General features: G+C 42.2%; 19 protein-coding genes and 1 pseudogene. 14 read left to right on the plus strand and 6 right to left on the minus strand.

Translation table 11 applies throughout. From position 1 onward, the window contains the following. Positions 1-110: 110 nt before the first annotated feature. Entirely contained in the window at positions 111-1,019 is a 909-nt protein-coding gene (locus F597_RS20515; RefSeq protein WP_019539563.1) for a metallophosphoesterase family protein, read from the plus strand. A 12-nt stretch (positions 1,020-1,031) separates the two neighbouring features. On the opposite strand, the gene F597_RS0109820 is transcribed toward F597_RS20515, so the two are convergent. Together F597_RS0109820 and F597_RS0109825 are read right to left on the minus strand one after the other, a co-directional pair. Further along, on the minus strand, positions 1,032-2,630 hold the full coding sequence (locus tag F597_RS0109820; RefSeq protein ID WP_019539564.1) for an ATP-binding cassette domain-containing protein: 1,599 nt from the start codon (positions 2,628-2,630) through the stop codon (positions 1,032-1,034). A 111-nt stretch (positions 2,631-2,741) separates the two neighbouring features. Next, positions 2,742-4,379: an ATP-binding cassette domain-containing protein gene (locus F597_RS0109825; protein ID WP_019539565.1), complete on the minus strand. Its 1,638-nt coding sequence runs from the start codon at positions 4,377-4,379 to the stop codon at positions 2,742-2,744. Positions 4,380-4,659: 280 nt separating this feature from the next. On the opposite strand from F597_RS0109825, the gene F597_RS0109830 reads away from it, so the two are divergent. Together F597_RS0109830 and F597_RS0109835 are read left to right on the plus strand one after the other, a co-directional pair. Further along, the gene (locus F597_RS0109830; RefSeq protein ID WP_026327334.1) at positions 4,660-6,618 is read left to right on the plus strand and encodes a heavy metal translocating P-type ATPase; all 1,959 of its coding nucleotides are present in this window, start codon (positions 4,660-4,662) and stop codon (positions 6,616-6,618) included. Positions 6,619-6,750: 132 nt separating this feature from the next. Then, complete coding sequence (locus tag F597_RS0109835; RefSeq protein ID WP_019539567.1) at positions 6,751-7,167, plus strand: Fur family transcriptional regulator; 417 nt, start codon at positions 6,751-6,753, stop codon at positions 7,165-7,167. A 53-nt stretch (positions 7,168-7,220) separates the two neighbouring features. Here the strand turns inward: F597_RS0109835 and F597_RS0109840 are convergent, their stop codons facing one another. Together F597_RS0109840 and F597_RS0109850 are read right to left on the minus strand one after the other, a co-directional pair. Next, positions 7,221-8,426 (minus strand): NAD(P)/FAD-dependent oxidoreductase, encoded by a 1,206-nt coding sequence (locus tag F597_RS0109840; protein WP_019539568.1) that lies wholly within the window; start codon positions 8,424-8,426, stop codon positions 7,221-7,223. A gap of 383 nt (positions 8,427-8,809) precedes the next feature. Then, complete coding sequence (locus F597_RS0109850) at positions 8,810-9,454, minus strand: response regulator transcription factor (protein ID WP_019539570.1); 645 nt, start codon at positions 9,452-9,454, stop codon at positions 8,810-8,812. Between the two features lie 161 nt (positions 9,455-9,615). Here F597_RS0109850 and arfB point away from each other — a divergent pair, with 161 nt between their 5' ends. The 6 genes from arfB (at position 9,616) to F597_RS0109880 (ending at position 18,902) form a co-directional block, all read left to right on the plus strand. After that, on the plus strand, positions 9,616-10,029 hold the full coding sequence (gene arfB, locus F597_RS0109855; protein WP_026327335.1) for an alternative ribosome rescue aminoacyl-tRNA hydrolase ArfB: 414 nt from the start codon (positions 9,616-9,618) through the stop codon (positions 10,027-10,029). 348 nt (positions 10,030-10,377) lie between these two features. Next, on the plus strand, positions 10,378-11,673 hold the full coding sequence (locus F597_RS0109860; protein ID WP_019539572.1) for an O-acetylhomoserine aminocarboxypropyltransferase/cysteine synthase family protein: 1,296 nt from the start codon (positions 10,378-10,380) through the stop codon (positions 11,671-11,673). A 260-nt stretch (positions 11,674-11,933) separates the two neighbouring features. Continuing rightward, entirely contained in the window at positions 11,934-15,131 is a 3,198-nt protein-coding gene (locus F597_RS0109865; RefSeq protein WP_019539573.1) for a SusC/RagA family TonB-linked outer membrane protein, read from the plus strand. A 92-nt stretch (positions 15,132-15,223) separates the two neighbouring features. Further along, positions 15,224-16,753 carry a SusD/RagB family nutrient-binding outer membrane lipoprotein gene (locus F597_RS0109870; RefSeq protein WP_019539574.1) on the plus strand — a complete coding sequence of 510 codons (1,530 nt, stop codon included), beginning with the start codon at positions 15,224-15,226 and terminating at the stop codon, positions 16,751-16,753. Between the two features lie 149 nt (positions 16,754-16,902). After that, the gene (locus F597_RS0109875) at positions 16,903-18,129 is read left to right on the plus strand and encodes a TlpA disulfide reductase family protein (RefSeq protein ID WP_019539575.1); all 1,227 of its coding nucleotides are present in this window, start codon (positions 16,903-16,905) and stop codon (positions 18,127-18,129) included. 173 nt (positions 18,130-18,302) lie between these two features. Beyond that, positions 18,303-18,902: an NAD(P)H-dependent oxidoreductase gene (locus tag F597_RS0109880; protein ID WP_019539576.1), complete on the plus strand. Its 600-nt coding sequence runs from the start codon at positions 18,303-18,305 to the stop codon at positions 18,900-18,902. A 10-nt stretch (positions 18,903-18,912) separates the two neighbouring features. Here F597_RS0109880 and F597_RS22870 read toward each other — a convergent pair. After that, positions 18,913-19,056 (minus strand): annotated as a pseudogene (locus F597_RS22870) (SAM-dependent methyltransferase); the annotation flags it as partial. Between the two features lie 70 nt (positions 19,057-19,126). After that, a complete protein-coding gene (locus F597_RS0109885) occupies positions 19,127-20,260 on the minus strand; it encodes an ATP-binding protein (RefSeq protein ID WP_026327336.1) in 1,134 nt (377 codons plus the stop codon). A 350-nt stretch (positions 20,261-20,610) separates the two neighbouring features. On the opposite strand from F597_RS0109885, the gene F597_RS0109890 reads away from it, so the two are divergent. From F597_RS0109890 to F597_RS0109910, 5 genes are all read left to right on the plus strand, one after another. After that, positions 20,611-20,952 (plus strand): YciI family protein, encoded by a 342-nt coding sequence (locus tag F597_RS0109890; RefSeq protein WP_019539578.1) that lies wholly within the window; start codon positions 20,611-20,613, stop codon positions 20,950-20,952. A 154-nt stretch (positions 20,953-21,106) separates the two neighbouring features. Next, complete coding sequence (locus tag F597_RS0109895; protein WP_019539579.1) at positions 21,107-22,297, plus strand: RNA polymerase sigma factor; 1,191 nt, start codon at positions 21,107-21,109, stop codon at positions 22,295-22,297. A gap of 219 nt (positions 22,298-22,516) precedes the next feature. Continuing rightward, positions 22,517-22,996 (plus strand): DUF6265 family protein, encoded by a 480-nt coding sequence (locus F597_RS0109900; RefSeq protein ID WP_026327338.1) that lies wholly within the window; start codon positions 22,517-22,519, stop codon positions 22,994-22,996. Between the two features lies 1 nt (position 22,997). Continuing rightward, complete coding sequence (locus F597_RS0109905) at positions 22,998-23,699, plus strand: type 1 glutamine amidotransferase (protein ID WP_044060178.1); 702 nt, start codon at positions 22,998-23,000, stop codon at positions 23,697-23,699. A gap of 123 nt (positions 23,700-23,822) precedes the next feature. Then, positions 23,823-24,389 carry a Crp/Fnr family transcriptional regulator gene (locus F597_RS0109910; RefSeq protein WP_019539582.1) on the plus strand — a complete coding sequence of 189 codons (567 nt, stop codon included), beginning with the start codon at positions 23,823-23,825 and terminating at the stop codon, positions 24,387-24,389. The last annotated feature ends 8 nt before the right edge of the window (positions 24,390-24,397 follow it).

A 24,397-nucleotide genomic window follows, 5' to 3' on the forward strand; every position in this document is an offset into this window, starting at 1 on the left:
AGCTTCTTTTAGTACTAACAATATTTATTTGAATTAACTTTGTAATATTGAATATGAATATCAAGATGAAATGGGTGTGAAACATATCCCGGAAAAAATAGAATAGTCATATGAAAAAATTAATTATTGCCATTTCGTTAATAGCTTTATTCCTTTCTTGTACAGAAAATTCCGGAAAAAACAGCAACCCGGGAAAAGAAGTAGCGTTCAGTTTTGCATTTCTGACAGATGTGCATATGAACAGCAATAATATGGATGTCAGTGCTGCCGGACTAAAACAGGCATTAGAACATGCAAAATCGCAAAACATAGATTTTGTGATTTTTGGCGGTGACCTTGCAGATCTGGATCACTTACAACCTCAGGACTCACTCAGAGCCGATTCTCTCATGAGCGTATTTAAATTGGCCGTAACCGGATCCGGCGTAAAAGCTTATTTAACTATTGGTAATCATGATAGATATTATACGTTTAATAATGAACCCGATGTGTCGGGATCTAAATTTTTCGAAAAATATTTTGGTGATACCTATTATTCTTTTGATCACAAGGGAGTTCATTTTGTGATATTAAACAGCGTGCAAATCAATGATTCAACGGGGAAATACTGCGTAGGTCCCGAACAGGTGGAATGGCTAAAATCCGATTTGGCAACCATATCCCGGGAAACTCCGCTGGTGGTTGTTACGCATGTTCCTTTTCAGTCGCTATATTACCCTGCTATGGAAGGCGTAGTCAAAGATGCGGATATGTTCTCCAATTTCAAGGAGGTATGGGATATCCTGCTGGATTATAATTTGAAAGTCATTCTTCAGGGACACCAGCATTTACATGAAGAGTTGTTGGTGAACAATACTTATTTTGTGACAGGTGGAGCTGTTTCTGCAGGATGGTGGGGAGGTCCGCTGCTCGATACCGAAGAGGGATATATGCTCGTCCGGGTGGATAACGAGGGGAATATGTCATGGAATTATATTGATTACGGTTGGGAGGCAGCCAACAAACAGGAAAATAGATAAAGAAACTCTGTCTTAAATTCTTACCACTTTATCAACCACCCCTTCAAAGTCTTTCAGGTGGGTAGCCATCAGAATGGTGATGTCAGGGTACTGTGATTTAATATTACGGAAAATATCAATTGCGTTTTCGGAACTGATACCGGCGGTGGGTTCGTCAACGACCAGCAGTTGCGGCTCTTTGAGAAGTGCCTGTGCCAACAGTAACTTCTTCCGTTGTCCGCCGCTCAGCGTTTCGCCGTTTTCACCCAGCCAGCTTCCCAGACCATCGGGAAGTGATGACCGCCAGCTTGAGAGATCGACTGTTTTCAATACCTGTTCAATCGCTTCATCTGGATAGCCTTCGAAATTTTCACGTAAGGTGCCGGTAAGCAGATAGGCTTTTTGAGTGACATAGACAGCTTCAGGCACGGGTAAATGAGTCAACTCCTTGTTATTGTTCCAGGTCAATGAGCCGCTACGCCGGTATTCAGGGTAAAAAAGGCTGTTCAGCAGGGTAGTCTTCCCTTTTCCCGTTTCGCCAAAGAGTGCAATCCATTCTCCCTTTTTAATCTCTAACGACACATCAGCAGTGCGTACGGGCGTATCGGGGATTTTCGCACTTACACCATTCAGGGTTAGATTTTCCAGGGCAGAACTTACCTGTACCGTCTCAACGGGTTGTTCACCTTGCTTGATAATCGACTCCACATCACTGATCTGCTGCTTGACCGAGCTTTTTTCCGATTTTCCTGAGAAAAGCATCTCCGATAATTCGGCCTGTGCCATGATACCAAAGAATATCCCGATGGCGGTGGAAGCCTCAATACCGTAATTACCCGAATTCCAGAGAAGGAAAGCGGCTATATAGCTAAATCCGAGTCCGGCAATCAGTTGCAGATAGAATGAGTTGGTTTGTAGTTTATTTTCCAATCGTTCAAGTTGTCCCAATCTTTGCTCGTATTGTCCGATCACCTTTTCCTCCATATTGTATTTTGAGATCTCTATCCGCCCCCGGAAACTTTGGATAAGTTCCTGGTTGTTTTCGTCCCGATATGTTTTCAATGACTTGTAGAGTTTTCCGTTTTTCCGGAAAAAGAGTTGGGGGACAATGAACAGGAGTATGGCGGCAGAAATCAAAAACTCTATGGCTATGACCTGTGAGAACAGGATAAGAAAAACAAAGTAGATGATAAGGGTAACTACCAATGCCGTGAGCGGTAAAAGCCATAAGAGGATGTAATTCAGTATCTGTTCAACACCTTGTGTGCTGTTCTCCAACAATGTCGAGTTGTTGTTGACCTGTTTCTTGAAATAGGGAAATTTAGCTACCGCCCGGAATATCCTTAACTGGATACGCTGCTGTGCGTCGAGGGTGGTTTTGTGATTTTCTATCCGCTCGAAATACCTTGTCGCAGTGCGTAGCAGCGCCAATAGACGGATGATGGCAGACGGGATCAGATAGGAGAATGTGGTGCTGGCCGTGATGAATGCTACACTACAGATGGCCAGAAACCACCCCGAGATAGCCGGAAGGGCTATAAATGCCGCCGTCCATAGGGCGAGCAGCAAGAAACCTCTTACCCATTTACCTGCGAAGGGTTGCAATATATGTTCTACAACAAACTTATGCATACGGTTAATTTACTTTTTTGACCATAATTGAATGAGATATCGGGCGGCTCATTAGTCCCATTGTCCCATCAGTTCTATTATTCACATTATTCTCATTGGCATATTGGCACATTAAATCTGTTCCCCCCAGTTTAAGTTTAATGTGACATCGGCCACAGCGTCGAACATTTTCTCGTGCGAAGCAACAATTACCAACCGCTCTTCGGCCAATTTAACAATTTGAGGAAGAATGATTTCGATTGTATCGCTATCCAAATTGGCCGTCGGTTCGTCCATGATCGCTACCGGCCTGGGATGTAACATCATCCTTGCAAGCGTCACCAGTTGTCTTTCTCCACCCGAAAGTTGTTTTCCGTTATGACTCAATTCGGTCTGCCATCCATCCTCCTTTTTAGCAAGTATCTTGTCCAGGAATTCAGGATACCAGGCCTGTTTCTCTGCCTCTTTCTCAAGGAAGACGTTGTATCGCAGCGTTCCGTCGAAAATGAATGGAAACTGGTTCATATACGACGAGTTCTCTTTTAACCACTGGTGAGACCACTCGTTGTCCTTGCCATTGACTGAAACCATACCCTCCTGCGGGAACAGGCTACCTGTGCAGATTTTCAGCAGGGTGGATTTTCCTGAACCCGAAATACCTTTCACCAATACCAATCCTTTTACAGGCAGTTGCAGGTTGATATTATTCAGCACTTTGACCGGCGAATCGGGATAAGCAAAATGCAAACCTTTGATCTCAAAACTATTGATCTTTTCATTTAGGTCGGATAAAGGAGGGATGATCTCCTGGTTCAGTATCGGCATCAATAGTTCTGCCGAGGCCAAAGCCTTGTTCCGGTCGTGATAAGCACCTACGAATTTCCGCAAATAGAAGAAAAAATAAGGTGTAATAGTCAGCAAAAACAATGCAGTACCGAAATCATAACCTTTCCCGTAATTGGGACCGGGCATAATCCCAAGTAAGCTCATCCCCAGGTAAATGGCAATAGCGGCAATGGCAATTGTAACGAAAAGTTCCAGCGCTGTGGACGATAGGAATGCAACCCGCATGACACTGGTTGTCGCTTTACTCAGTTCCTTACTCTTTCCCGATAAAAAGCGGTACTGTGCTTTGAAGTTGTCCAGATTGACGATCTCCGCAATGGTTTGAAGACGGTTATAAAACACAGCTGAATATTTAAGGAAGAGATTGGTATGTTTTCTGTGAAGCGCTTCAGCGCCTATACCGATGACCGCCATCTGCATGGGGATGACCAGCAACGATACCAGTAATATAATCCCTACCCATCTTTCAATCCAGAAACAGGCGATCAATAACACTGTACTGACCAAAGCCGTAGCCACGGAATAGGGGATAAAAAAAGCGTAAAAAGGCTTCAGGTCGTCGCTTATCCTCGTAACGTACAAAGCGCTTGAGGTGGAGTCCAGTTGGCTGTTGTTAAGTAACAGAGGATATATTTTTTTCTTGATTTTGGAAACGATTATATTGCCGGCATTGTAGTTGAACTGTGAAGCAAAATGGGCGAAAACATACCTGCCGGTGAGAAACAGTGATGCATACAGCAATCTATGGGGTTGTACAATCCCCTTGTCGACCCACGCTGCAGCGAATTCCGACAAATACCAGCAAAAAACAACAAAAGATGCCGCGCTAATAACGGTAAATACCGAGGCAGCTAAATATGCTCCTTTTGCTTCTGCTATCCTCTTACCCAGCCATTGTGAAGCGCTTTCCTGATTTGAACTCATTAATTATCTGTGATCTTAATTTCCCTTTTGCTGAAATTGAATGGGTTTTATTATCAGCAAAGATAATTATTTTAGGCAAATAAAAGCCACAAAACGAATAAGACTATGGGAGATTGCAACCCAGTTGCACCGGATTGGTTGTACTTTTGCATTAGATATATTAAAACTGAACTTTCGCGAGTACATCAGATGAAAATATACGATTAAGTCGAAAAAATTCAGAGAATGATTTAGTGACAATTATTCAACTTTCGAAAGTTGAATAGCAAAATACGATATTATGGCAAATTGTTGTAGTAATGGCTCTTGTTCGGTAACTCCGGCCACTTTAAGCGCCAATAAAACAGATAAGATATCTCAGAAAGGCCCCATTACAAGAGCTGTGATATCATTTGTGTTGTTGATTGGTGGAATAACCATGTCCGCTACGAATATTTCCTTCTTCGAAAATCAATGGGTACGATTGGTGTGGTACCTTATTGCCTATTTTCCGGTAGGTATTCCCGTATTAAAAGAAGCCTGGGAAGCCATGAAGGAAAAAGATATTTTCAATGAATTCACCTTGATGAGTATTGCCACAATCGGGGCTTTCTTTATTGGAGAGTACCCGGAGGGCGTAGCGGTCATGTTGTTTTATTCCATCGGGGAACTATTCCAGCAAGCGGCTGTCAATCGGGTCAAGAGAAATATTGGGGCATTACTTGATGTCCGTCCCGAGAAAGCATCTGTGATCAGGGATAATGGTATTGAGACAGTTTTGTCTGAAGAGGTCAGTGTAGGTGAAACGGTCGAGGTAAAGGTCGGCGAACGGGTTCCGTTGGACGGTATTATGCTCACTGATTCGGCATCGTTCAATACTTCTGCGCTGACGGGTGAAAGTGTTCCCCGAAATATCAAAAAAGAGGAAGAGGTACTGGCGGGTATGATCGCTACGGATAGCGTCTGCCGGATAAAAGTAACCAGACCATTCGGGCAAAGTGCGCTTGCACGTATTTTAGAACTCGTGCAAAATGCCACTGAACGTAAGGCTCCGGCCGAACAGTTTATCCGTAAATTCGCCCGTATCTATACCCCGGTTGTCACTATGTTGGCTGTGCTGATTGTGGTATTGCCCTGGATGTGGTCGCTGATTGACCCTGAGTTTATGTATCTGTTCAATGATTGGTTATACCGTGGATTGGTATTTCTAGTGATATCCTGTCCATGTGCATTGGTGATCAGTATACCATTAGGTTATTTCGGCGGGATCGGTGCCGCATCGCGTCAGGGGATTCTGTTCAAAGGCGGCAATTATCTGGATGCTATTACCAGGATCAATACTGTGGTGTTGGACAAGACCGGTACGGTGACCAAAGGTGTATTCGAGGTACAGGATATCATTCCCGAAGAGGGTTTTTCGAAAGAAGAATTGTTGCACGCCGTGGCTATTGTGGAAACGCAGAGCAACCACCCGATAGCCAAAGCCATTGTTTCTTCGGTACCCAAAGAAAGAATACCCTTTGCACAACCGGTAAATGTCAAAGAGGTGGCGGGACAAGGTCTGGAGGCTGAACTCGACGGGAAGAAGATCCTAGCCGGAAACATGAAACTGTTGGAGACCAATGGTATCGCTTATCCTCCGGAAGTGGCAGATATTCCCGAAACTACTGTTTTGTGTGCAGTAGATGGGAAGTATGCCGGGTACATTGTTGTAGCCGATGAGCTTAAGGAGGATGCAAAAGTGGCGGTCGAAGAGTTACGCAAAGCCGGGATAAAAGATATCGTGATGCTTTCGGGTGATAAACAAGCTATCGTCTCGAAGTTGGCCGGAGAGTTGGGCATCGACCGTGCTTACGGAGATCTGTTGCCCGAAGGCAAGGTACAACGGTTTGAGGAACTTTCTATTAATCCGGGCAATAAGGTATCTTTTGTGGGAGATGGAATAAACGATGCTCCTGTGCTGGCTATGAGTGATGTGGGTATCGCGATGGGAGGTTTGGGGAGTGATGTGGCTATCGAAACGGCAGATGTAGTCATTCAGACCGACCAGCCGGTTAAAATCCCTATGGCGATCCGTATTGGCAAAGCTACCCGCCAGATCGTAATACAGAATATCACAATGGCTTTTGGTGTTAAACTTATCGTGCTAATTCTTGGAGCCGGAGGACTGGCCACTTTGTGGGAAGCGGTATTTGCAGATGTAGGCGTATCGTTACTGGCTATACTCAATGCCATCCGTATCATGCGAAAGAAGTTTTAGTGCTATCTTGCTTTTAGTCGGACTAGAATGGTTATCTTTATACTTTCTTATATTGGATAATAATTAGTAACTATATTTTCACAAATACATTAGTTGCAATAAACCAACTTGCGAAAGTTGAACTGGTAAATTATGGATATGAAACATATAGAAAAGATACTTCACCATAGGGAAATAAAGCCGACCGCCATCAGGATGCTGGTATTGGAAGCCATGCTTCATCATGATTCAGCTTTCAGCCTTTCCGATCTGGAGGGTGAAATGGGAACAGTCGATAAGTCTACGCTATCGCGAACGATAAACCTTTTCCATCAACATCATCTGATCCATAGCATAGACGACGGTTCCGGCTCCATTAAATATTCGGTCTGCCGTGACGATTGCCAATGCTCCCTTGGCGACCTTCATGTACATTTCCATTGTAATAAATGTGGAAACACTTACTGTATGGAAAGTATTTCCATCCCTGATATACCTTTACCCCGGAACTTTCGTCTTGAGAATGTTAATTTCGTGATGAAAGGAGTTTGTGCGCAGTGCGTCCGGTAAACAATTCCGGTTAATAATAATTCAAACTGGCTTTTTTATATTCCATAAACTGCTTAGCGTCCAAAAGCAAAATAGGGTGATAACAAATGCTTTTTCCCTTTAAGCCAGTTGGAGACCATCTCCATTCCAGTTACGGAGAAGGTGATACCGTTGCCGCCAAAACCACAGACAAAATAAGAGTTTTTGAAATCGGAGTGTTCACCGATGTAGGGTAAGCCGTCTTTGGTCTCGCCGAAAGTACCTGCCCATGCGAAATCGGAATAGAATGATTTATCGGGAAACAGTTTTTTGAATGCTTGGACCAGCTTTTCCTCTTTCTTGCCGATCAGTGCATCACGTTTGGATGGATTCCGGAATTCTTCGTCTTCGCCTCCAATCAGGAAACGGCCGTCATCCGAAGTACGCATGTATAAATAAGGATCTGCTGTATTCCAGATGAGTATATCTTTATATTGGCAGTAGAGTTTTTCGTCCACTTCCGAAATAATGGCATAGGAACTGAGCAGGTCCACGAACTTCTCCCTGATCATATTGACGGCTTCGTAACCTACGCAATAGACGACCTTTTTCGCTTTGATAACCGCTCCGGTAGCAGTCGTACAGTGATTGAACCCTCTTTTGTACTCGACACTGGTCAGTTCGGTTTTATCATAGACCTGTAATCCTTTCTTGTGATTGTATTCCAACAACTCGTGTGCCAGGCAGAAAGCATCTATGCTCGCTCCCTGTTTAGAAAGAATGCCTCCGTATGTTCCGTGTATACCATATTTTTTCAGGATTTCTTCTGCTTCGAGCCATTTTCCCTCAAATCCGGCCTTATTTCTTGTTTCAAGTTCTTTCTTGAGCCAATCCATATCTTTTTTAAAGGCGGCAAAATAGAGTGAGTCTTTTTTCTTGAAACCGGCTTTCGATTTTATCTTCGAAGCAATTTCTCCCAATTGGTCTATTGCCTTGTAACAAGCATCGTAACTTGCTACGGCTCCTTTCTCGCCGACTAATTCAATCAATTTATACAAAGGAGTATCAATCTCGAATTGGAGCATTGAGGTGGTAGCGGAAGAACTTCCGTTGCATACCTCGCGCTTGTCTATCAGTATCGTTTTATATCCTTCTCCAACACATTGGTGTGCTATCAAACTGCCTGTAATACCGCCGCCAACCACTAGCACGTCGCATTCGTCATCATTGTGAAGCGAGGGATAAGATGCCAGTAATCCGTTCTTTACCAACCAGAATGGTTCGTTAGATTTTACATCCATATTACTTGGTATTAAAGTGGTAATATATTATGAGTACAATTTCCCTTCCCTGCCGATGTCGATTTTATCCATCAGTTCCTTCAATTTGTCAATGGCGGCATGGTTACTTAAATTTTCTGTATTCATAAGGCTTTGATTTTTTAAGAATGAATAAAATTTAAACTTATTTTTCTTATAACAACATTTCGGTAATTTAGTTTGTTGTAATATTAAACTATAAATGTTCGTAGTAGTGGTAGTCGTGGAGTCAGAAAAAAATGACGATAAATGGGGTAATGTAAAGTAAAAGTTACAATATAATCCGGTATTAAGGAAAACCACGCACTGGAATTTGATCTTACGACCGATAATCTCGATTATAAATTGTTGGCGGTCTCTTCGTTCTAAATATAATACTCCATTAAATCGAGTAAACCGGCTTGCAGCGCATATTTTGTGGCCTCGTGCGCATTATTTACGGCCAGTTTCCGGAAAATATTCCGGCGGTGGGTATTTACGGTATGGAAACTGAGGTGTTTCTCAAAAGCTATTTCTTTAGTGGTTTTCCCGAGGGCTATTTCCCGCAGAATACTCTTCTCTGAGGGGGTCAGAGTATCCGACTCTTTTTTCTGAAAGTTTCCGTCCTTTAGTACCGACTCTGCAATATCGCATAAATAGGTTTCACCGTAGGTGGCACAGGTAATGGCATCGAGGATATTCTGTAGTGGATTGTGCTTCATCACTACGCTGATACTGGGATCGATCAACAATATCTGATGTAAAAAACGCTCCTCCAACTCGTCAGAGAACAAAATCCATGACGATGCTTTTGCTCCCATCTTCATGTTTAAAAGTTGATTGACGGAAACAAAATCAAATAGCGTGTAATCCAGTATCACAACCGATTCGGGATAGCTGCGCAATCGTGCCTGCAGCTCGCTGCGGGTACGAGCCGTTTCCACACGGTTTTTCATATCCTGTGATCTAAGTACAGATATAAGTCCTTCCCGTGTAATATCCTGATTATCGGCGATGAGATAAGTACGCATTTTATTATTCTGAATGAACTGACTACGAAGTTAAACAAAAGTTTCAAAACATCCTTTATGGAAGCTCAGTTTTTGTATAAATAAGGTTATATTTGCAGAACATAAGATGGGCCTCGTCTTGGCTTTTATTATGTTTGTGATTCAGTTTTCAAACCGTAGTAATGATGGATATCGATATAGAGAAGGTGGTCGGGGAATGTGTTTTTACTGCTGTAAGGAGTAGTGGCAGTGGGGGACAGAACGTGAATAAAGTAGCCTCGAAGGTCGTGCTCTCGTTCGATGTGAACGCCTCGGAAGCCCTTACTGATGTCCAGAAACAGTTGATCCTCGGGAAATTATCCAACCGTATCAATAAAAACGGAGTATTGCAGGTCAGTAGCGATTCCGAACGCACCCAGTGGCTGAACAAAAAAACAGCAATAGGAAAATTCCGGCTTCTTATCCGTCAGGCCCTGAAACCGGAAATGAAACGGATTGCGACCAAACCGACATTTCAATCCATACAAAAACGGTTGGATGATAAAAAACAACAATCCGGGAAGAAGCGCCTCCGCTCCGGTGATTTTGATATGTAGATTTTTTCGAATCTTTCGGATATGCTATTCTACTTATCCATCTTTAGAACGAAAAATATCTCCCTACGATACTCTTTTTTAAATATACTATATTTATGGTATTGCCATACTTTATCCCTTGCCCTATCTTTGCATCGTTAAACAAGACTAAAAGTAAAAAAATAATGAAAACGACAGACATTTATTTTGCTTCTCTTCCCTATACAAACAACCTCCATAAGGCTTCTCTCCCGTTAAGCCGAATGTGCTGCTGACAGCACACCTGCAATTCTACATACCCTTTTTGCAATCGCAAAACTTCAATATTTTTCTATTTACACATTGTATTTTATTTAAAACATTACCAATATGAGCAATTATAAATTTGAAACCCTGCAGGTACACGCGGGACAAGAAGTGGATAAAACAACGCATGCCCGTGCTTTACCGATATATCAGACATCATCCTATGTGTTTGAAGATGCAAAGGACGGAGCCGATCTTTTCGGACTTCGCAAATTCGGGAATATCTATACCCGTTTGCAAAATCCAACGACCGACGTTTTTGAAAAACGCGTGGCAGCTTTAGAGGGTGGTGTGACCGGATTGGCCACCTCTTCCGGACAATCGGCGCAATTTATCGCGCTGAATAATATCTTACAGGTGGGAGATAATTTTGTTTCGACTCCTTTCCTTTACGGTGGGACGTATAATCAATTCAAATCGCAGTTCAAGCGATTGGGTATTGAAGTTCGTTTTACTCCCAATGAAAATCCTGAAGAGTTTGAAAAACTGATTGACAATAATACCAAAGCCATTTATCTGGAGTCGATCGGTAACCCGGAACTGAATATTCCCGATTTCGATGCCATTGCCGAGGTCGCCCATCGACACGATATTCCATTGATCGTGGACAATACATTCGGTGCGGGCGGTTATCTTTTCCGTCCAATAGAACACGGTGCGGCAATAGTGGTAGAGTCGGCTACCAAATGGATTGGCGGCCACGGGACCTCCCTTGGAGGAGTGATTGTGGATAGCGGTAAATTCAACTGGGGAAATGGTAAATTCCCTTCCTTCACCGAACCGTCTGAAAGCTATCATGGATTGGTTTTCTGGGATGTATTTGGTGCGAATGGCCCGTTTGGAAATATTGCTTTCAATATCCGTGCGCGGGTAGAAGGATTGCGCGATTGGGGAAATACGATCAGCCCGTTCAATTCTTTCCTCCTTGTACAAGGATTGGAAACCCTGTCGCTTCGTCTGGAACGTCATGTGGAGAATACGCAGGCGCTGGCCGAATGGCTCGAGCAGCATCCGAAGGTAGAATATGTAAACTATCCGGGATTGGAGAGCAGTAAATATTATGCTTTGGCACAGAAATATTTCCCCAAAGGACCGGGAGCCGTGCTTACATTCAAATTGAAAGGTGCACCTGAGGATGCTGATAAACTGATCGATAGTGTACAGTTGTTAAGCCATCTTGCCAACGTTGGAGATGCTAAGTCGCTTATCATTCATCCGGCAGCTACTACGCATGAACAATTATCGCCTGAAGCCCAAAGAGCAAGCGGTGTGGAACCCGGATTACTTCGTATTTCTGTGGGTATTGAAAATATCGAAGATATCAAAGCCGACCTGCAGCAGGCACTTGACAAAATTTAAGAATAAACCCTTTAAATAACAACCGGATGTACCTGTTCAACGCTAAGCGTATGCATATCACGATGATGAATTGTCGCAAATTACCCGACAGTCGGTATCTCTTATGTACATAGGTATATAAAAAGAAACGGCTGATCAGTAAAATGAGTCAGCCGTTTTTTATAGGTAACAATTTGTAGTCAACAGTTAGAAGAGAAACTCCACAAACTATTAAAACAGAGAATTTAAAGATATTTTTCTAACATAAATATTGAAAGAAGATGAAGGTTATCAAAGCAAGTCTAGTTCTATTTCTCAGCCTCTTTGTGCTTAGTCTTTCGGCACAGAATAGAGGCACGGTTACCGTTACCGGAAATGTGACTGATCCGCAAGGAATTCCGCTTGTCGGTGTTACCATTGTGGATAAGGGTAATCCCGCGGTAGGAACGGTATCTGATATTGACGGTGATTACAGTATAAATATTGAAAGTGGAACAGTCCTTGAATTTTCCTACATAGGCTTTACAAGTCAGGAGGTTCAGGTATCAAAATCGGAAAGAATCGATATCATCCTGCAGGAAAGCACTACGACATTGAGCGAAGTGGTGATTACTTCCCTGAATATCCCCCGAGAAAGGAAAGCGCTTGGTTATGCGGTGCAGAATGTTTCATCCGATGCATTTCAGACGCGGCCGACGAATCCGTTGACAGCCCTTTCCGGTAAGATAGCAGGGTTGCAGGTTATCTCGGGTGGAAGTAACCTTGGTGGTTCTTCACGAATAACCTTACGCGGAATTAATTCCATCACCGGAAACAACCAACCTTTGTATGTTATTGATGGTGTTCCGTTGGATAACAGCGATCTGAACAGCTCCTCTACAATCCACGGCAGTGCAGGGAAAGATGTCGGTAGTACTATTCAGGATATTAATCCGGATGATATTGCCTCTGTAAACGTGCTGAAAGGTCCGTCTGCAGCTGCTCTCTACGGTTCTCGTGCTGCCAATGGGGTGATTCTGATCACCACTAAAAAAGGAGAGAGTAGTGCCGGTAAGATTGCTATTGAACTCAATACCGGTCTGGAATTTGAAAATGTGGTACGATTGCCGGAACGCCAGAAATTATACGGTGGCGGGTATAATATGAGTTTTGCCACGGCAACCATCGACGGCCAGACCTATAATATAGTGGATTATGCTGCCGACGAAAGCTGGGGGCCTAAATTAGACGGTACCCCTGTGTTGCACTGGTACAATCTCGATCCCGAATATCCGGATCAATACCTGAGACCGGAACCATGGGTATATCCCGAGAACGATGTGAATTATTTCTTTAGAACCGGGATTGCCAATACAAACAATATTTCGCTCTCCAAATCAAATGAAAATTCTGCTTTCCGGGTATCGTTCACCAATAAAAACGTAACGGGAACTATTCCGAATGCTTCACTCGACAAGAACTCGCTTATTCTTTCCGGAAACGTGGACGGAGAATATGTTTCGTTCTTTGCAAGTGCCAATTACCTGAAGACGGTATCCAAAGGCCGTCCGTGGACAGGTGCATCCAACCGGAATATCATCCTCGAAGCGTACCAATGGGGAGCGGTGCAGGTGGATTACAAGAAACTGAGTGAATACAAACGCCCGGACGGAACGCCCCGTGCATGGAACCGTACCGGTTATAGAAACACGGTTGAAGATGAAAAGACAAAATATATCGACAATCCCTACTGGTCTGCCTATGAGAGTTATCTTGAGGAAGACAGGGACAGATTGTACGGAAATTTCGGAATACAAGTCTCCCCCGTATCATGGTTTTCGGTGACCGGCCGTATTTATGCCGATGTTTTTCAGTACAACTTTCAGGACAGGATTGCGTATAATTCCCGTTCGCAATCCATGTACCAGGAATATAGCCAAAAGTATGGCGAATTTAATTACGAATTATTGACTACCCTCAATCGTTCATGGGATGTCCATTCACTGGTTGCCAATTTAGGGACAAACTTCCTACAGAGGAACCGTCGTATCAGCGATATATCTACTTCGGGCGGATTGATTGTGCCTAATTACTACAGTCTGAATAACGCTACCTCTACAGTCATCAGCCCTGAAACAGGATTATACAAAAAAGAACTCTCTTCTGTTTTCGGAAGTGTCTCTTATGGATGGAGAAGTACTGTTTATCTCGACGGTACATTCCGTAACGACTGGTCCTCGACTTTGCCTGTAGGGCATAATTCCTATTTTTATCCTTCGGTAACTTCATCGGTTATCCTGAGTGAACTACCCGGTTTGAGAGAACAAAGATGGCTGTCGTTTGCAAAATACCGTTTGGGATGGGCGCAGGTTGGGAACGATACCGATCCCTATCGGCTCTATAAAGTATATCAGGCTATCACACCCATTAACGGGAATATTGCCTATACGTTACCGGACCAGTTGAACAACCTGAATCTCAAACCCGAAATTACCTCTTCACTTGAAACCGGGTTAGAACTCCAACTGTTCAAAAACCTGTTGAGTATCGACTTCACTTATTACAACAATACAAGTCGCAATCAGATTATTTCGCTTCCTACCTCCGACGCGTTCGGTTACTCTTCAAAGTTGATTAACGCCGGTGAGATCAATAACAAAGGTGTTGAGGTGATTCTTGGAGTGAATCCGGTTAGAACCCGCGATCTTGACTGGAATTTTTCAGTCAATTACTCTAAAAACAGCAACAGGATCATCGAACTTTCCGATGCCGTAAGCCGTCTCGATTTAAGTACTTCACTGGTCAGTCTGGTTGCCCAGGAGGGTGAAAGTTACGGACAATTGTATGGTTATGATTTCGTGTATGCTCCTGATGGACAAAAGGTGATCGGTGACGATGGACTTTATATGCGTACACAACAACTGGTGCCACTTGGCAGCGTTTTACCTGATTTCCTGTGGAGTTTCCAAAACGGATTGCGGTATAAGAACTTGCGGTTCAATTTCCTGATAGACTCCCGTGTGGGAGGTAAATTCTTCTCGCAAACTTATAAGGTGGCGATGTATTCGGGAATCCTACCGGAAACGGCAGCCAATGGAATCCGTGAAACGGGGGTTGTCGCTGATGGTGTGACTGCTGATGTAACATTCAATCCTGACGGAACTTATTCGGTAACCAATACAGCCCAGAACACACAAAATGTGACAGCGCAGGCATGGGCAAGAAACCATTACAACGGGCCGACAGCATTCGATATTTTCGATGCCACATTTATTAAACTCAGGGAATTGTCGTTAGGATATGATTTCAGATTACCCGAAAATGCGCCGGTTAAAAGTATCGGGGCTTCGCTTTATGCACGCAACCTGTTTTACCTGTACAGGAAAAGTAAAATTATCGATCCTGAACTCACGAACAGCAGTGGAAACGTACAGGGAATTGAAGGCGGAAATATGCCGACTCCTCTTACTTACGGAATTAATCTGAGTATTAAGTTTTAAATAGATTCAAAATTCAAGATTTAAGATTCAAAATTTAAAGTTCAAGATATTTAGCAAATCAATAATTCCATATACCGAAATAAAATAATCATATGAAACCATTATATATACTTTTTATCCTGTCGGCAATCGGATTTACATCCTGCATCGATGAAGACCTGAATATCGACCCTAACCGGCCCTCGTCGGTTCCGACTACCTCGTTGATCTCAACGGCGCAAAAGCATCTGACTGATAATGTGAGAAGCGAACAGGCATCGTTACGAAGTTCGGCATTGTTTGTCCAACAGATCAGCCAGATTACCTATACCAGCCAATCGCGTTATGATATTCCTTTCGGCTATTCGGCGGATATTTGGAGCGGATTGTACAGTGTGCTGAACAATCTGCAGGAAATTATCAACCTGAACACTGATCCTGCCACCAAAGATCTGGTCACGGCGGACGGAGCGGGCAGGAATGCTAACCAGATAGCGATCAGTCGTGTCCTGAAATCGTATGCATACTATGCGCTCACCGATATCTTCGGCGATGTACCTTATAATTCTTACGGCAGCGATGATCCCGATTTTCAGGCATTGCAACAGAATCCCGATAATATTACGCCCAAATATGCTTCGCAGGAAAAGATCTATACGGATATCCTCAACGAACTCAAACAAGCGGGCGATACTTTGTTGAAATATTCGGAAGAGAGAACGTTTGGTGTATCGGATATTATCTATGGTGGCGACAATGCGAAATGGGCAAAGTTTGCCAATTCATTGCGGTTGCGGTTTGCCACCCGCTTAAAGACAAAAAACAACTCCCTTTATCAATCACATTTTGCCGATGCGTTAGAGAAAGGCGTGTTCACAAGCAATGCGGACAATGCTGTTTACAAGTATGCCGCCGCTGCACCCAACGAGGCACCTTATTATCGTGCTACTGTCACTGCAAACAGGCGCGATTTTGCCCTGTCGAAACCATTTATAGATTTGCTGAAAGGTGAAAACAACCAGCTCCCGGTTGCTGATCCGCGGCTAAGTAAGTACGCATCAGTAAATAACCTTGGTGTTTATGAAGGATTGGCTTACGGGTTGACTGAAGCGCAGGCAGGCAGTTTTGCGGCAGGTGATGTCAGCCTTCCCGGAAGTATCTACAGCGCCGCTGATTATGGAGAGGTATTATTGGAATATGCCGAAGTGGAGTTTTTAATCTCCGAATACAATAACTGGAGTCAGGCTAACTATGTGAACGGAGTAAGAGCATCTCTCGAAAAATGGGGTGTTGCCTCTGCTGATATAAATGCTTATGTGTCGCAACTGCCGCCGGCCAACGAGCGGAATGTGCTGAATCAGAAATATATTGCCCTGTTCACCCAGTTTCTCGAAGCGTGGAGTGATTATCGCAGAACCGGTTATCCCGATTTCCTGATAAAAAAGGATGATGTGATCTTTTCAGGAGTGATTGAAGGTCAGCCGGTCACTTATACATTCTCACCTTTGTTCGGTGATGGAGGCGTTCCGTCCAGATTATATTATCCAATCAAAGAGCAGACCGTCAATCTGCAAAGCTATCAGGATGCAATAGCAGCCCAGGGGAATGACGTAATTGAAACCAGGTTGTGGGTTTTCAAATGATCGTTGAGGAAATTTTTAAAACGGACATTCGTAAAACTGAAAACAGTTTCTTAGCTTTGTAAAATATAATGAAAGCCGAGCGAAAAACCAAACTCGTTTGAGTTTTTCCGAGGCGCATCTTATATTCTCTAAATAAAAAAGAAAAAATCATGCTAAAAATTCAATGGACGGTTTATTTATTGGCAGCGCTTTTGATAGTGTCCTGCCAAAAGCAAAATACCTTGCAAAACGGAATCTGGAAGGGGGAACTTTCCGTTGCAGAAAATAAGAAAGCTCCTTTTCTCTTTGAAGTCAGTGATGCCGGTACAGATACAGCTTCGGTTACATTGCTGAACGGCGTGGAACGGGTGAAATTAGATAGCGTCCGCTTTCAATCCGATACGATTATCATCCCTATTGCAGCTTATGATGCTTATATAGAAGGGATTATTTCCGGTGATGCTATCGAAGGAAAATTTATTAAAAACTATATCGAGAACGATCCCGGAGTTCCATTCCATGCTACATTCGGAGTGAAAGAACGTTTTAGTCCGGCTGAAATAACACCTGATACCCGTATCGATGGGAAATGGGATGTACTTTTCATCAGTGAAAAAGGCGATACGACCCGTAATGTGGGAGTTTTTAAATCGGAAAAGAATGTTGTAACCGGTTCTATCCTTACTAACTCGGGAGATTTGCGTTTTCTGGAAGGAGTCTATACCGGATCGGGTGTTGATCTTTCTGCTTTCGGCGGTTTAAGCCCATACCTTATTGAGATTCAATTTTCAAACGATTCGGCTTTTAACGGGAAATTTTATACTACCCGTGGCGTGACGGAAATCATTGGTGCGAGAAATGATTACGCCGAATTGGCAGATCCTTATTCATTGGCCAAATTAAAGCCGGGATACAGTTCCCTTGGTTTCAACCTGCCGAATCTTGAGGGTCAGAACATATCATTGAGCGATGAACGCTATCGCGGTAAAGTAGTGGTCGTATCCATTCTCGGAAGTTGGTGTCCCAACTGTCTGGATGAAATGGAGTTTCTGGCGCCCTGGTATGATGAGAACAAAGACAGAGGTGTTGAGGTTATAGGAATCGCTTTTGAGCGCAAGAACGATTTCGACTATGCGAAGACCGCTTTGATCCGGTTAAAGAACAGATACGGTACAAATTACGAAATTCTGTTTGGCGGGGAAGTCGGACGAGAAAGCGTAGCCAATACACTTCCCGAAGTGGAGAATTTTTCAAGTTATCCTACCACGCTGTTTATCGACAAGAAAGGAGAAGTGCGTAAAATACATACCGGTTTCAACGGCCCGGCAACGGGACTTTTCTATGAAGAGTTTAAGAAGGATTTCAATTCTTTGATAGATAGCCTTTTGTCGGAATGACGTAGCGGCCTTTACACCTGATCATTCTTTTTTGTTGTGCCGGGAGGTGTACTAGGGTTATATTTGTAGAATATAGGATGCACCTCGGATAAGCTCAAGCAAGCTTGGCTTACCTCTCAACTTTCACTATATTTGTATCTGCAAAAAATATAGTATAATTTAATTTTAATGATATGTGTTTTTTAGATATTGCAAAGAGCAGATACACCACCAAAAAATATGATCCAAATGGGAAAATCGCCGATGAAACGATCGAACAGTTGAAGGAGATCCTGCGATTAAGTCCCTCCTCGATAAACAGCCAGCCATGGAAATTTACTTTTATTTCGGAGGAGAAAACGAAGAGCGAGTTGTCGAAGGTGTCCTATCATAACGAACAGAAAATCAATGATGCCAGTCATATAGTTGTTTTCAGTGTGATTGAGAATGTGGGAGATTTTGAGAACGGGAATCTTACCCTTTTGGGATCTGAAAAGGCTGGTTATTATAACCGTATGGTAAAACCCAAAGGTGAGTCGGAAATTAAATCGTGGTTATCGTGTCAGGTGTATCTTTCTTTAGGATTCTTTTTGAGTGCCTGTGCAAGCATGGGAATTGACTCCACCCCGATGGAAGGGATCCAAACGGAAGCGTACGATCGTATTTTACAACAGGACGGGTACAAAACACTGTTTGCTGTCGCTATCGGTTACAGGGATAAAGAAGATGCCAACCAGCCCTCGATAACCCCTAAATTCCGTCTGGATATGGAAAATGTGATCCGGACTATTTAGTATGGGCTAATGAACGATTAACTCCCACGACACTTGCACCCATTCTGGATAGTGAGATAGAATCCATCCCGAAATGACATTGCAGGTGCAGAATTTTCTTTCCCGTTATGTTGCCCAATAAAGCTGTTTCAATCTGGTTTAAAGATGATTTGCCGCCGACGGTCAAATTATTAAAAGGCTCTTTCAAGATGGCAAAATATGAGATTGGAAGGTTATGATTATAATTACAAGCCGACAAAGTGTTCAAAATTTTCTCGGCTGATTACTGCTGTCTCGTGGTTAGGATATGCTTCCAGAAAGGAATTGGCAAAACGAACCTTTTGTGCTTTCCACTTAAATTCAAAAGCGCTCAGCAATCCGTCTTCTTCTTCAATGTAGTCAATTTCCGCCTTATCATGCGTTCGCCAGAAGTACATATTGGTATATCGTCCCTGATAGTGATTGTTTTTTATCCGTTCCGAAATCAGGAAGTTTTCCCACAGGGCACCTTTGTCTTGTCTTAAATCAATACCGGAAAAGTTATTAATAAGTACATTGCGTATACCATTGTCGTAAAAATAATACTTCTTCCCTTTTTTAATTTCGTTGCGCAGGTTTCGGCTTAAAGCAGGTAATTTAAATATGATAAACGCTTTTTCAAGTAGATCAATGTATTTTTCTACTGTCGCAGTATCTATATTCCCGATGGTTTGGGCCAATTCGTTGTAGCTGACTTCGCTGCCAGCCTGGAACGCCAAAGACTGTAGCAATTTTTCAATATGAGTAGGCTTACGGATATTGTCCAGTTTCAGGATATCTTTATACAGATAGCTATTCGCAATCTCAATAAGTGTACTCTTTTCACTACCCGGATTGTTTACTACTTCAGGATATGAGCCAAAAATCAGCCGTGTTTCCAAAAGTCTTCTCGCTTCCAGAACAGACTGATCCTGTGCTATTTCCTTATAACTAAGAGGATACAGATAAAATGTTCGTTTTCTCCCGGTGAGTGGTTCTGCCATCTTATTCTGTAAATCAAAAGAAGAGGACCCGGTAGCAATAATCTGGATATCGGGGTTAGTGTCGTAAATTAATTTTAGTTTTTTGCCAATATCCGTAATTTGTTGGGCTTCATCTATTACAACCAGTTTGTTGTTTTTTCCAATCAGTTGTAATAGTTGTGTGCTGGTGGTTGCCGTTTCAAAAGCCTGTAAAATATCAGCCTCATCTACGTTCAACCAGATGGATGGTATGTCAATTTGAGAAATGACCTCTTTCAATAATGTCGTTTTTCCCACCTGACGAGCACCTAAAAGAAGTATGATTTTCCCTTTAAAGCAACTGCTCTGAATAGTTTGCTGTAAATCCCGAAGTTTCATAATTAACCAATTTAAACCTCAAAAGTAGCAAAAAAACTTTCTATTCTAAAATATAGGCGTAATTTTTCGATTATAATCTAAATATTAGGCGTAATCTTTCGATTATGATCTAAATTCCCGGTCTGGTTTGCCTTTAACTGAAAAAGGTTGACAGATATTAGGAGGTTTAACTAACGAAGTTTACATCTAAAATATACCATAACTAACCGAGTTTACATTATCTCTAAATTAGTCTACAAATTTAAAATATTATCCCTGTGAGATGCTTCCTTGAAAAAACAGTATAAATTTGTCCCTATATCCAAAAACCAATCGTTATTATCATGTAGTAACAATAAAATTTTTGAACGATGAAAGAATTTGTATTGATTTTTAGATTGAAAGACATTTCGGATTTCAAGCCTTCTCCCGAACAGATGCAGGAGCGGATGAACTGGCTAGCCGGCATTGCTGCGCAGAATAAATTGGCGGACAGAGGTAACACCTTGTTGCCTGTGGAGGGGAGCGCCAAAACCGTGAAACCAGGTAATTTGGTAACGGACGGACCCTATACTGAAATTAAAGAATTTATCAGTGGCTATGTAGTGGTAAAAGCAGAGAACATCGATGACGCGGTGGAAATGGCAAAAGCCAATCCGATTTATAAAATCGGCGGAAATATTGAAGTGCGCGAGGTGTTAAAACGGGATTAATCCTGTTGTTGAGAAATTTTTGACAAAACAGCCAACTCAATATCGGCTGTTTTGTACTTTTACAATAAATGAAATAGTTTGAAATCCTTCCATGCGAGATATCCCATCGTATAATGAAATTTTGCCTCACTTATTCCGACGGGAATATGCGAAAATGACAGCTGTGCTATGCAGCCGTTTCGGTTTACAGCATATCGAGGTTGCTGAGGATATTGCAAGCGATACATTTCTGAAAGCATCGGAGAACTGGGCAATTGATGGTGTTCCCGAAAATCCTGAAGCATGGCTTTATGCAGTTGCTAAAAATAAGGCAAGAGATTATCTCAAACGTATTGCCTTTTTTGAAACAGAAGTCAGAGAAACAGTGAAACTCAAAGGTCCTGATGATGCAGGTCAGGATTTTGATTTTGACGATCAAACTATTTCCGATAGCCAACTGGCGATGATCTTTGCGGTTTGCAATTCTGTCAATTCAGTGGAGTCCCAAATCTGTCTGGCGTTGCAAATCCTTTGTGGTTTTAGCGTGGAGGAAATTGCCAATGCTTTCCTGACTAAAACCGAAACCATGAAGAAACGGTTACAACGGGCAAGAACCAATCTCCGCAATGATAGTTTTCAAATCAAGCCTTTAAGTGAAGCCGAAATAAAATCGCGTTTGGATATTGTTTTGAAAACGTTATACCTGTTGTTTAATGAAGGATATTTCTCCAAAACCAATAATCGGTTAATCCGGAAAGAGTTATGTTCCGAAGCTGTAAGGCTGGCTCTTATATTGACTGAAAATTCTTTAACCGATACATCTCAAACCAATGCCCTACTGGCGTTGATGTGTTTTCAAAGTTCACGATTGGACGCACGGATAGATGGAAGTGGAGAAACCGTTCTTTTCGACAAACAGGATAAAAGTCTCTGGGATAGATCACTGATTGAACGGGCCAATTATTATCTGGTAAGTGCTACCAATGGAAATGAAATCTCGAAATATCATCTTGAGGCGGGTATTGCATACTGGCATACAGCCTCCGCTGATGAAAACAAATGGCAGCACATTCTGCAATTGTATAATCAACTCATTCTGATTGAATATTCTCCTGTTGCTGCATTGAATCGGACATTTGCTTTCGCTAAAGTGTACGGACACGAAAAAGCCATTGTTGAAGCAGAAAAGCTGAATCTTACGGGTAACAACCACTATCACGAGTTGTTGGGTTACCTGTATGCCGATATAAATATTGAAAAGGCTGTCAATCAATATGAACAAGCCATCCGGCTTACAAAATCCAAAATGGAAAAACAAACATTACAAAAAGAGATCAATCGCCTGAAAGGGGATAATCGCATATAGCGCTGTTAAGCAATGTTTTGTACTCGTTCTGCAAAGCAATCTCCGGTCATCTTTGCCGGGTTGATCTCCTTTATATAAATCTGACGATTTTTTCTGAATCAACAAAACAAAAACGACTTTGCAGATGTTCCTAATAAATTGAAACTCCGGTTCTAAACTGTCGACAACCGACAGTTTAGAGTTCAATATCTATAACAACCCTTTTAAAATAGATATAAAATGCAAACAATCAGCCGAATAATGATCCTCTTTCTCTCCCTCTTTATGATTGCCTGTTCTTCCAATAAGAGCGAAAACTCAAATAAACCACTATCCTATACAGGATATGATTTTGATTTTTTACTTGGTGAATGGAATAGAACCAATGATGAGGAGGGAAAAAGGACTTTTGAAAATTGGAAAAAGGAGAACGACTCAACTTATATAGGAGAGAGCTTTACATTAAGAGATAACGATACGATTTGGAAAGAGAATACGGTCCTGTCACCCATTGATGGAGTTTGGTATTATCAGGTGAAAATGAAGGGTGATAAGGAATCTACCGATTTCAAAGTGATCGATTATGAAAACAATTCTTTTACTTGTGAGAACAGGCAGAATGAATTCCCTAAAACGATCAGGTACTGGAAAACAGATAATATACTGAATGCGGAGATTGCAGACGATGAAATAAAAATCCCGTTTATATTTGAAAGGTAATATGAAAGTACATTCCCTGCAGCATGTACCCTTTGAAGGATTGGGTTATATTGGAAACTGGTTGACGAAAAATAATCACACGATTGCATCCACCCGTTTTTACGAATCTGGCTATCATTTGCCCGAAGCGGAAGATATAGACGTATTGATCGTTATGGGCGGACCGATGGGTGTATATGACGAAGACTCTTTCCCCTGGTTGAAGGAAGAAAAAGCATTTATCAGTAACTGCATTCAATCCGGTAAAAGAGTATTGGGTATTTGTCTGGGCGCTCAACTTATAGCTGAGTGTCTGGGTACTAACGTAGATAAAGCTGCACATAAGGAAATCGGTTGGTTTCCTGTAATGTGCACGCAAGAAAGTAAGCAGTTAGGATGGTTTTACGAGTTGTTCAAAGACAATCCGACCGTTTTTCATTGGCATGGCGACAGGTTTGAAATACCGAAGGAAGGACTCAACCTGCTTTCATCCGACGCCAATACCAACCAGGCGTTTTATTACAATGAAAATGTAATAGGTCTGCAATTTCACCTGGAAGTAACGGAAGAAACGGTCGGGTTAATATCGGAAAACTGTGCCGATGAGCTCTGTGAAAACCCTTGGGTACAAACCAGAGAGCAGATAAAAACCGGAACAATGATCTATGCTGATAACTGCAATTGGATAATGGAAGGGATTTTGCAGAATTTACTGGATGGATAGTGTGAAAAGTTAGATTGCGTTTTCACTTATGATATCTATGAATTTTACGGGAATAAATTACAGGCAATAACTTCGTACTGTATTGCAGACAAAGCTACGACATGGTAACACTGGCTTTGAATTATGATAGAAAAACTGATACAACAACTCAAAAAGGCAAATCCTCGTCTTATACCTGACGAATCCGTATTAACTGCATGTTTTGATTGCAGGCAACTGAAAAAGAATGAAATATTACTCAATTTTCATACGGTTTGTCGTCATTATTATTTCGTCAACAAGGGAGCCTTGCGGATATTCTTTTTGAATGATGGAAAGGAATATACGAGTTGGTTTGCATTTGATAATTACTTTTTTACCGAACTGGAAAGCTATACCGGTGCTTCTTCTTCGAAATACTGTATTGTTGCAATAGAAGATACTGAAATTCTGCAAATAACTAAAACCGATATGGAGAGACTATTAGTAGAATATGATTGGTGGAAGGATTTTCTCTTGTACAATCAGGAACAAATCATTATTAAGCTGATCGAATCCGTCAAATCATTTCAGGCTCAAACAGCACAGGACAGATACGAGAAATTATTCCGTCACCCTGAATTTATTCAACGAACCAAACAGAAAGATTTATCCTCGATGCTTGGTGTAACCCGACACTCACTAAGCCGCCTGCGAAAAAAAGTCCGATAATAGCAAAG

This window comes from Proteiniphilum acetatigenes DSM 18083, assembly GCF_000380985.1.
GTDB classification, from domain to species: domain Bacteria; phylum Bacteroidota; class Bacteroidia; order Bacteroidales; family Dysgonomonadaceae; genus Proteiniphilum; species Proteiniphilum acetatigenes.

Excerpts from the sequence above, each read along its gene's own strand:
- F597_RS0109860 (WP_019539572.1), top strand. The coding sequence starts at position 10,378 with ATGAGCAATTATAAATTTGAAACCCTGCAGGTACACGCGGGACAAGAA.
- F597_RS0109820 (WP_019539564.1), bottom strand. The coding sequence starts at position 2,630 with ATGCATAAGTTTGTTGTAGAACATATATTGCAACCCTTCGCAGGTAAA.
- F597_RS0109910 (WP_019539582.1), top strand. The coding sequence starts at position 23,823 with ATGATAGAAAAACTGATACAACAACTCAAAAAGGCAAATCCTCGTCTT.
- F597_RS0109905 (WP_044060178.1), top strand. The coding sequence starts at position 22,998 with ATGAAAGTACATTCCCTGCAGCATGTACCCTTTGAAGGATTGGGTTAT.
- F597_RS0109895 (WP_019539579.1), top strand. The coding sequence starts at position 21,107 with ATGACAGCTGTGCTATGCAGCCGTTTCGGTTTACAGCATATCGAGGTT.
- F597_RS0109875 (WP_019539575.1), top strand. The coding sequence starts at position 16,903 with ATGCTAAAAATTCAATGGACGGTTTATTTATTGGCAGCGCTTTTGATA.
- F597_RS0109825 (WP_019539565.1), bottom strand. The coding sequence starts at position 4,379 with ATGAGTTCAAATCAGGAAAGCGCTTCACAATGGCTGGGTAAGAGGATA.
- arfB (WP_026327335.1), top strand. The coding sequence starts at position 9,616 with ATGATGGATATCGATATAGAGAAGGTGGTCGGGGAATGTGTTTTTACT.
- F597_RS0109865 (WP_019539573.1), top strand. The coding sequence starts at position 11,934 with ATGAAGGTTATCAAAGCAAGTCTAGTTCTATTTCTCAGCCTCTTTGTG.
- F597_RS0109885 (WP_026327336.1), bottom strand. The coding sequence starts at position 20,260 with ATGAAACTTCGGGATTTACAGCAAACTATTCAGAGCAGTTGCTTTAAA.
- F597_RS20515 (WP_019539563.1), top strand. The coding sequence starts at position 111 with ATGAAAAAATTAATTATTGCCATTTCGTTAATAGCTTTATTCCTTTCT.
- F597_RS0109890 (WP_019539578.1), top strand. The coding sequence starts at position 20,611 with ATGAAAGAATTTGTATTGATTTTTAGATTGAAAGACATTTCGGATTTC.
- F597_RS0109880 (WP_019539576.1), top strand. The coding sequence starts at position 18,303 with ATGTGTTTTTTAGATATTGCAAAGAGCAGATACACCACCAAAAAATAT.
- F597_RS0109850 (WP_019539570.1), bottom strand. The coding sequence starts at position 9,454 with ATGCGTACTTATCTCATCGCCGATAATCAGGATATTACACGGGAAGGA.
- F597_RS0109835 (WP_019539567.1), top strand. The coding sequence starts at position 6,751 with ATGGATATGAAACATATAGAAAAGATACTTCACCATAGGGAAATAAAG.
- F597_RS0109900 (WP_026327338.1), top strand. The coding sequence starts at position 22,517 with ATGCAAACAATCAGCCGAATAATGATCCTCTTTCTCTCCCTCTTTATG.
- F597_RS0109840 (WP_019539568.1), bottom strand. The coding sequence starts at position 8,426 with ATGGATGTAAAATCTAACGAACCATTCTGGTTGGTAAAGAACGGATTA.
- F597_RS0109830 (WP_026327334.1), top strand. The coding sequence starts at position 4,660 with ATGGCAAATTGTTGTAGTAATGGCTCTTGTTCGGTAACTCCGGCCACT.
- F597_RS0109870 (WP_019539574.1), top strand. The coding sequence starts at position 15,224 with ATGAAACCATTATATATACTTTTTATCCTGTCGGCAATCGGATTTACA.